The organism is Methylophaga sp. UBA2513 (assembly GCF_002341285.1).
Taxonomy (GTDB): domain Bacteria; phylum Pseudomonadota; class Gammaproteobacteria; order Nitrosococcales; family Methylophagaceae; genus Methylophaga; species Methylophaga marina.
Window position 1 is genome coordinate 82,011 of sequence record NZ_DDNT01000019.1, and the last position, 8,396, is coordinate 90,406.

Genomic DNA, 8,396 nt, shown 5'->3' on the forward strand with positions numbered 1-8,396 from the left:
CCCAATAGGTGGCCAATCATCGATTTAGTTGAACTTATCGCTACGTTGTTTGCCGCATCACCTAATGCTTTTTTGATGGCTTGTGTCTCAGCGGCATCACCTGCAGGAGTCGATGTGCCATGTGCATTGATATAATCGATTGCTTCAGGATTTAAACCTGCATCCTTGATCGCATTGACCATACAGCGTGCAGCGCCTTCTCCGCCTTCAGAAGGTGATGTCATATGATAAGCGTCACTGCTCATGCCTGAACCAACAAGTTCAGCATAGATAGTGGCACCACGCTTCACTGCATGTTCATACTCTTCCAGGACAATGACACCCGCACCATCACCTAATACAAAACCATCACGGTCTTTATCCCACGGACGACTAGCCGCTGCAGGATCATCATTTCGCGTTGACAATGCACGTGCTGCGGCGAAGCCACCAAGACCGGTTTTCGATGTGGCCATTTCTGCGCCACCGGCAATCATGACATCCGCATCACCATATTGAATCATGCGTCCCGCAGCAGAGATACAGTGTGTACCCGTTGAGCAAGCTGTTACGATAGCCGTATTAGGCCCTTTCATTCCATACATGATGGATAAATTGCCCGATATCATATTAATGATATTACTCGGTACAAAGAAAGGTGAGATTTTACGAGGTCCACCATTCAAATAACTGTCGTAACCTGCTTCGATACCGGGTAAGCCGCCAATACCTGAACCAATAGCAACACCAATTCTTTCTGCATTTTCATCGGTAATAACCAGTCCAGCGTCTTCAATAGCTTCTTTGGCTGCTGCGATACCGTAATGAATGAAGGTATCCATTTTTTTGGCGTCTTTTTTAGGAATGACTGATGTGACGTCAAAATTTTTCACGCTCGCACCAAAGCGAACAGTAAAATCTGAAACATCAAACAACGTTAGCGGTGCTACACCACTTTTTCCTGCAACAATATTTTCCCAGCTTTCTTTTACTGTCAGCCCGACTGGCGTGACAGCTCCAAGACCAGTAACGACAACGCGTCTTTTCGACATCAGGTTTTCCCCTTAAACCTACAGGTATACATGACATAGCCGCCTAGCATGTTCTCACACACTAGACGGCTATCATAAGCGCTTTTAATTATATTAAGACTGATGTGCGTTAATATAAGAAACGGCTTCTTTAACTGTAGTGATTTTCTCAGCTTCTTCGTCTGGGATTTCACATTCGAAAGCTTCTTCCAAAGCCATAACCAACTCTACTGTATCCAGAGAGTCTGCGCCCAGGTCGTCGATAAATGAAGCATCCGCAGTTACTTCATCAGCGTTGACACCTAATTGTTCAACAACAATTTCTTTTACGCGAGCTTCGATATCACTCATAACTAATATTTCCTTTGGTGGTTAATACATCAAACAATGTGCAGGCATTTTATAGTGCCTGCACCATTGAGACAAGCTAAATGGCATTCATCTAACTTGACTCATAATTAAATTACTTAATTAATAGTCAGTTACAGACTATTAGCTCATATACATGCCGCCATTAACGTGCAATGTTTCTCCCGTCACATATCCAGCATGGGTACTGGCAAGATAACTCACCGCAGCGGCAATCTCCTCAGGTAACCCCAATCGCTTCAATGGGACTTGCTCAAGCAGTGCAGTCTTGTGAGCTTCTGGCAAAGAACTTGTCATATCGGTATCGATAAAGCCAGGAGCAACAGTATTGACCGTAATGCCGCGGGCACCCACTTCGCGAGCTAGAGACTTGCTGAAGCCGATTACACCAGCTTTTGCCGCTGCATAGTTAGTCTGGCCAGCATTGCCCATTGCACCCACTACAGAGGTGATCGTAATAATTCTACCCCAGCGCGCTTTAGTCATCGCTCTTAGGCAACGTTTACTAAGCTTATAAATCGGAGTGAGGTTTGTATTAATGATGTCATCCCACTCATCATCTTTCATACGCATTAATAAGTTGTCACGTGTGATGCCAGCATTATTAACCAGAATTTCCGGCGCACCAAACTCAGACTCAATCATCGAGACAACATTATCAATAGCATCAGCATCGGTGACATTAAGAACGATACCACGGCCTTGAATGTTGGCTTCTTTTAGAAAGTCTGAAATAGTCGCGGCACCATTTTCAGATGTTGCTGTACCGATAACAGTTGCACCTTGCTCACCCAAACTGATCGCAATCGCCTTACCAATGCCGCGTGTAGCTCCAGTGATCAGAGCAATTTTTCCATCTAAGCTCATTTTATTCTCCTAATGCTTGTTGTGCTTTCTCAAGCGTGGTCAAATCAAATAACGGCACTGCGTTAACTGATTTATCGATGCGCTTTGTTAAGCCTGCTAAGACTTTTCCAGGACCACACTCAACAAGTTGATTCACATTTTCTGCTGCAAACCACTGCACTGTTTCCACCCAACGGACAGGACTGTATAACTGCTGAGCTAAAAGCGATTTAACAGACACCACATCGTCTGCTGCAGTTACGCTGGCATTGTGGATAACAGGCGTTGTTGGCATATGGATTGAAATTTCATCAAGTTTTTGAGCTAATTGCTCAGCCGCCGGGCGCATTAATGCACAGTGTGATGGCACGCTTACAGGCAGTATTAAGGCGCGCTTTGCACCTTTCTCTGTTGCTATCTCAGTGGCTTTTTTTACCGCAGCTGTCGAACCAGCAATGACAACCTGACCAGGCGAGTTAAAATTTACAGCCTCAACAACACCGATAATGGATGCTTCGCTGCAGACATCACGTACGATATCATCTGACAGACCAAGAATCGCAGCCATAGCACCTTCACCAGCAGGGACAGCTTGCTGCATATATTGACCACGTAATTCAACCAATTTGACAGCGTCACTAAAATCGATAGCTTCTGCAGCGACAAGTGCTGTATATTCACCAAGACTGTGACCAGCAAAATAATCTGGCTTGATAGCAGAAACTGATTGCCATACACGCCACATGGCAATACCTGCTGTTAACATGGCAGGTTGAGTACGGTCTGTCTGGTTTAACGATTCTTCAGGACCATTTGAAACTAAATCCCATAGATCATAATTAAGTGCATCAGATGCTTGCTGGAATGTTTCTTTAACGATGTCATGTTCAGTAGCTATCTCAGATAACATACCGATTGATTGAGATCCCTGACCGGGAAAAACAAAAGCTGATTTCATTCATTACCCCTGAATATCAGTACTGAATAAGGGCTGAACCCCATGTGAATCCGCCACCAAAGGCTTCAAACAATAAAGTCTCACCACGTTTTATGCGACCATCACGTACCGCTACATCAAGCGCCAACGGTATTGATGCCGCTGAAGTATTACCATGTTTATCTACAGTAACCACAACGTGATCCATAGACATCTGTAGCTTTCGTGCTGTAGCCGCGATAATTCGAATATTAGCTTGATGGGGAATTAACCAATCGATATCGCTTTTATCAAGCTGATTAGCCTCAAGCGTTTCATCAACAATACTACTGAGCGTTTTGACGGCAACCTTGAATACTTCATTACCCTGCATATCGATATATGGAGATTCATCAGTCACTACTGAACCGGGACCCGTTGGGACTTGTAACAAACGATTGAAACTGCCATCTGAATGGATATGTGTTGAAATAATACCAGGCTGTTCTGAGGCTTGAAGCACTACCGCTCCTGCCCCATCACCAAACAGCACACATGTATTTCTGTCAGTCCAATCGATGATGCGTGAAATAGTTTCAGCACCAACAACAAGCACATTCTTAACACCGCCAGATTTGATGAATTTATCGGCGACAGTCAGCGCATAAACAAAACCGGTACATACAGCTTGAATATCAAAGGCAGGACAGCCAGCGATGTTAAGTTTGGCTTGTAATAATGAGGCAGTACTTGGAAATATTTGTGTCGGTGTCGTCGTCGCCACAATAATCAGATCAATGTCATCATTGTTGATTCCAGCAGCTTCAATTGCTTTTAAAGACGCTTGATAAGCTAGGTCTGTGGTTGTTTCATTCTCTGCAGCAATGTGACGTTCTTTGATTCCCGTCCGTTCTTTAATCCATTGATCACTGGTTTCTACCATTGACTCAAGATCATGATTGCTGAGTATTTTTTCTGGCAGATAGCTGCCTGTACCCGCTATACGAGAATACATCACAATACTTGTCCTTCCAGTAACACTTCCAAGTGTTTTGTTATATTTTTAGGTACGTCCTGGGCGGCTTCTACAATGGCAATGTTAATGGCATTAGCGAACGCAAACTCATCTGCGCCACCATGACTTTTAATCACGATACCTTGTAAGCCAATTAAATTCGCACCGTTGTATGCACGCGGATCTAACTCGTTACGGAAATGTTTTAATACTGGTGAGGCAATTAATCCGGCCAATTTCGTCAACCAGTTTCGGGTAAATGATTGTCGCAAGTAATGACGAATCATATGAACAACGCCTTCACTCGTTTTCAACGCCACATTGCCGACAAAACCGTCACAAACAAGCACATCTGCTTCACCATGGTATAAACCATCACCTTCAACGTAACCGATGTAGTTCAGGTCTGTTTGCTCTAGCAGCCGAGAGGCTTCTTTTACCCGTTCATTACCTTTGATTTCTTCTGAACCGATATTAAGTAAGCCAACCTTTGGTTTTTCTTTACCATCAACCAATTCAGCAAGAACAGAGCCCATTAAAGCAAACTGAACCAGGTGTGCAGCACTTGAATCAACATTAGCCCCTAGATCCAGAACATAGGTATGCCCTTTCATCGTTGGCAAAGCTGAAACAATAGCGGGTCTTTCGATACCTGGTAATGTTTTTAAAACAAATCTGGCTGTAGCCATCAAGGCACCAGTATTACCGGCACTGACACAAGCAGCGGCTTGACCTTCTTTGACTAAGTTAATAGCCACTCGCATTGAGGAATCTTTCTTTCCGCGCAGTGCTTGGGAGGGTAATTCATCCATCTCTACCTGCTGAGAAGCATGATGGACAATTAATCTTGGTTCGTTATCAACACCATTCTTTTGAAGGTGTGAATGAATAGTTTCTTCATCACCAACAAGAATTAATGTGACATCTGGATGTTTTTTTAATGCTGATATGGCAGCGGGGATCACGACTTGAGGTCCGTGATCCCCGCCCATTGCATCAATTGATATCGTCAGGCTCAATTGTGTTTATGCCTTATTCGCTTTTATCCGCAACGACTTTACGACCACGGTAGTAGCCATCAGCTGATACGTGATGACGACGGTGTAACTCACCTGATGTAGAATCAACAGATAATGTTGTTTCTGTTAACGCATCATGTGAACGACGCATTCCACGACGTGATGCACTTTTTTTGTTTTGTTGAACAGCCATGACTAAAACTCCTAAGCCTTTTAAAAATTCAAAATTATTTTTTTGATTTCAATGCAGATAACACTGCAAACGGAGATGCCTGTTTTTCAGGTGTCTCCTCTATCTCTTCATCCCCAGATTGCCAGACTTCTTTCGGCAGACAATCAAAATCATGTTTAGGCACCAGGGGAAGTGCCAAGATTAATTCATCTTCAACCACGTCAGCAGGGTTCACAAACTCTGTTTCGTCAATTATCCAAGGCTCATACTGCTCTGATAATCGGCTAACAAGACGTTCATGCTTTACCAAACCTAACAGCGTATTGACTTCTACAGGGTAGAGTAACTCTTCCATACACCGCTCACAGGTCAGTGATAGTGTCGTAACAAAGTTACCTTGCATGTAGGGTGTGCCGGTTTGGTCAATATCAAATCGCATTTTGATTTTGACTGAACCTGAGTCACTAAATAAAGATGGCTTCAAACGTGACAGTTCTGTCAGTTCAATTTCACCTTCAAGTTCCCGTCCATTATGAGCAAATCGAAACGGATCAATTTCTTTTGGTAATTGCTGGCGCATAATCGACGGGATTATATAAGAAATATCGAAAAACAGCAAAGTGGATGCATTGTTGGCCTAATCATATTCAATTATTGTGTAACTCAATCACAGCATTACTTTTGTCAGAGTTTTGTTTGTTTAGATCGTTTCTCATGGCATCGATGTAATATAAGTAGTTCGCATCAATATCCCCAGTAATGTATTCACCATCAAAACATGATGTATCAAAACGCTCTACGTCCGACTTTTTATTGATCGCCGCTACCAAGTCAGGAAGATCTTGATAGACGAGCCAGTCGACACCTAATTGTTTTGATATTTCTTCAACATTTCTATCATGAGCCACAAATTCATTTGCTGATGGCATATCAATACCGTAAACGTTCGGGAAACGAACAGGTGGCGCGGCAGAAGCTAAATACACTTTATTAGCGCCTGCATCTCTTGCCATCTGAACAATTTGCTGTGATGTCGTACCACGAACAATAGAGTCATCTACTAAGAGAACATTTTTGCCCCTGAACTCTAAATCAATAGCATTTAATTTTTGACGAACGGACTTCTTACGCATGGTTTGGCCAGGCATAATAAATGTGCGACCGATATAGCGATTTTTAATAAAGCCCTCTCGATACACGACGCCCAAATCATAAGAAAGCTGTAAAGCGGCACTTCGACTGGTATCAGGTATCGGAATAACGACATCAATATCGTGTTCAGGAAATTCACGTTTAATTTTCTGCGCGAGTTTTGTACCCATGCGCATGCGACTTTTATGCACAGAAATGCCATCCATCATCGAGTCAGGACGAGCAAAATAAACGTACTCAAAAATACAAGGTGATTTCACTGGATTTTCAGCACATTGCTGAGAATAGAAGTTACCTTTTGTATCAATAAAGACACATTCACCCGGTTCAATATCACGGACTAATTCATAGTCGAGAATATCAACGGCAACACTTTCTGAGGCAACAACATACTCTGTACCCTGCTCTGTTTCACGTTTACCGATGACCGCTGGTCGAATGCCATATGGGTCACGAAATGCCATGACGCCAACCCCTGAGATCATGGCAACAGCAGCATAAGCGCCTCTGCAACGACGATGAACCTGTGCGACCGCATTAAAAATATCTTGCGGTTGAGGTGTTAATTTTGAGCTGTTTTGTAACTCATGAGCTAATACATTGAGCAAAACTTCTGAATCAGAATCCGTATTCAAATGTCGACGATCTGTCTGAAATAATTCATCTTTCAGAACTTTTGTATTGGTAAGGTTACCGTTATGGGCAAGGGCAATACCAAATGGAGAGTTGACATAAAACGGCTGCGATTCAGCTGATGTCGAACAGCCAGCTGTAGGATAGCGGATATGACCAATACCCATCTTTCCTTTTAGGCGAATCATATGGCGAGTATGAAAGACATCCTTGACGAGACCATTATCCTTACGAAGAAAAAACTTGCCATCATCGTCACAAGTCATTATTCCAGCAGCATCTTGTCCACGATGCTGTAATACGGTCAATCCATCATATAAGGCCTGGTTAACCTCAGAATGACCAACAATACCAATAATTCCGCACATAATTTGCCCTGTCAGGAAGTTAATTGTAGTTGATATGCTGGGCGATATCTGCTGGTAACAGATCACGTACCCACACTGCTAACTTGATAAAATGTTCTAATAATATCGAGTTTTGCCACCAAGAATCTGCCGGCATAGGGGTTGCACCAGCGGCTAAAACCAAAATAGTCACTAACGCCACACCACGTATTAGTCCAAAAATAATACCGAGGGCGCGGTCTGTCCCCGTTAGTCCAGTTTTTTCGACAACTTGTGATATTAGATGGTTAACCATCGCACCGAGTATGAGCGTCACAGCAAATAAAACGAAAAAAGCAAGAAACAATCTTATTGAAGGCGTTGATATATATTCAGCTAACAATGTTGAGAGGTTTGAGTAAAAAAGTATGGCTACCCAAAAAGCTAGAATCCAGCTAGCCAATGAGAGTACTTCTTTCATGAAGCCTCGGACAATACTGATAGCGGCTGACATAAAAATCAGACCAATTATCAGATAGTCAACCCAAACCATAGTTACCCCGCAATCAGCTGCGATCTAAACGAGAAATTTTAACAGATTAACTATCAACAACCCAGAAGTTTTACAGTTATATTTCATGGTTGGATAGTTAGCTGAAAACACTTGTTAATATTGCAAAATCTGCGTAGATAACTTCAACTTTTTGTTCAATATTTTAGCCGTTTCTTCTAATTTATCGCGGTCTGAAACAGGTTGTAAGCGAACACGATAGATAGGTTTATCGTCTGTTTTGAGTATTTCAATCAAAGGATTGTAGCCCATAGACTCAAGTTCTTTTGATAAAGCGTCAGCATTATCACGAACACCGAAACTGGCGAGCTGTAACACCCATAACGTTTCGTTGTTTTTAGCTTCTGGAGCTGGAGCTGGAGCTGGA

General features: G+C 42.8%; 11 protein-coding genes. All 11 read right to left on the minus strand.

The genetic code is table 11. The features are described 5' to 3' along the window. A partial coding sequence (gene fabF / locus B3V56_RS11415; protein ID WP_289284311.1) for a beta-ketoacyl-ACP synthase II occupies positions 1–1,031 on the minus strand: 1,031 nt, incomplete at its 3' end. A gap of 93 nt (positions 1,032–1,124) precedes the next feature. Beyond that, on the minus strand, positions 1,125–1,361 hold the full coding sequence (gene acpP / locus B3V56_RS11420; RefSeq protein ID WP_007145140.1) for an acyl carrier protein: 237 nt from the start codon (positions 1,359–1,361) through the stop codon (positions 1,125–1,127). 141 nt (positions 1,362–1,502) lie between these two features. Then, positions 1,503–2,246, minus strand: a complete 744-nt coding sequence (fabG, locus tag B3V56_RS11425; protein ID WP_289282723.1) for a 3-oxoacyl-ACP reductase FabG — start codon at positions 2,244–2,246, stop codon at positions 1,503–1,505. A gap of 1 nt (position 2,247) precedes the next feature. Further along, positions 2,248–3,183 (minus strand): ACP S-malonyltransferase, encoded by a 936-nt coding sequence (gene fabD / locus B3V56_RS11430; RefSeq protein ID WP_289282722.1) that lies wholly within the window; start codon positions 3,181–3,183, stop codon positions 2,248–2,250. 16 nt (positions 3,184–3,199) lie between these two features. Then, entirely contained in the window at positions 3,200–4,156 is a 957-nt protein-coding gene (locus B3V56_RS11435) for a beta-ketoacyl-ACP synthase III (protein ID WP_414673652.1), read from the minus strand. Beyond that, complete coding sequence (plsX, locus tag B3V56_RS11440; protein WP_289284312.1) at positions 4,156–5,175, minus strand: phosphate acyltransferase PlsX; 1,020 nt, start codon at positions 5,173–5,175, stop codon at positions 4,156–4,158. Before plsX ends, B3V56_RS11435 begins: the two co-directional genes overlap by 1 nt. Before the next feature lie 13 nt (positions 5,176–5,188). Further along, the gene (gene rpmF / locus B3V56_RS11445) at positions 5,189–5,368 is read right to left on the minus strand and encodes a 50S ribosomal protein L32 (RefSeq protein ID WP_007145145.1); all 180 of its coding nucleotides are present in this window, start codon (positions 5,366–5,368) and stop codon (positions 5,189–5,191) included. A gap of 34 nt (positions 5,369–5,402) precedes the next feature. Further along, complete coding sequence (locus B3V56_RS11450) at positions 5,403–5,927, minus strand: YceD family protein (protein WP_289282719.1); 525 nt, start codon at positions 5,925–5,927, stop codon at positions 5,403–5,405. Between the two features lie 67 nt (positions 5,928–5,994). Next, entirely contained in the window at positions 5,995–7,500 is a 1,506-nt protein-coding gene (gene purF, locus B3V56_RS11455; RefSeq protein WP_286304671.1) for an amidophosphoribosyltransferase, read from the minus strand. 19 nt (positions 7,501–7,519) lie between these two features. Then, positions 7,520–8,011 carry a CvpA family protein gene (locus tag B3V56_RS11460; RefSeq protein ID WP_286304672.1) on the minus strand — a complete coding sequence of 164 codons (492 nt, stop codon included), beginning with the start codon at positions 8,009–8,011 and terminating at the stop codon, positions 7,520–7,522. A gap of 114 nt (positions 8,012–8,125) precedes the next feature. Further along, a partial coding sequence (locus B3V56_RS11465; RefSeq protein ID WP_289284313.1) for an SPOR domain-containing protein occupies positions 8,126–8,396 on the minus strand: 271 nt, incomplete at its 5' end.

Coding starts and splice junctions, on each gene's coding strand:
- purF (WP_286304671.1), bottom strand. CDS start 7,500: ATGTGCGGAATTATTGGTATTGTTGGTCATTCTGAGGTTAACCAGGCC.
- fabD (WP_289282722.1), bottom strand. CDS start 3,183: ATGAAATCAGCTTTTGTTTTTCCCGGTCAGGGATCTCAATCAATCGGT.
- acpP (WP_007145140.1), bottom strand. CDS start 1,361: ATGAGTGATATCGAAGCTCGCGTAAAAGAAATTGTTGTTGAACAATTA.
- B3V56_RS11460 (WP_286304672.1), bottom strand. CDS start 8,011: ATGGTTTGGGTTGACTATCTGATAATTGGTCTGATTTTTATGTCAGCC.
- rpmF (WP_007145145.1), bottom strand. CDS start 5,368: ATGGCTGTTCAACAAAACAAAAAAAGTGCATCACGTCGTGGAATGCGT.
- B3V56_RS11435 (WP_414673652.1), bottom strand. CDS start 4,156: ATGTATTCTCGTATAGCGGGTACAGGCAGCTATCTGCCAGAAAAAATA.
- fabG (WP_289282723.1), bottom strand. CDS start 2,246: ATGAGCTTAGATGGAAAAATTGCTCTGATCACTGGAGCTACACGCGGC.
- B3V56_RS11450 (WP_289282719.1), bottom strand. CDS start 5,927: ATGCGCCAGCAATTACCAAAAGAAATTGATCCGTTTCGATTTGCTCAT.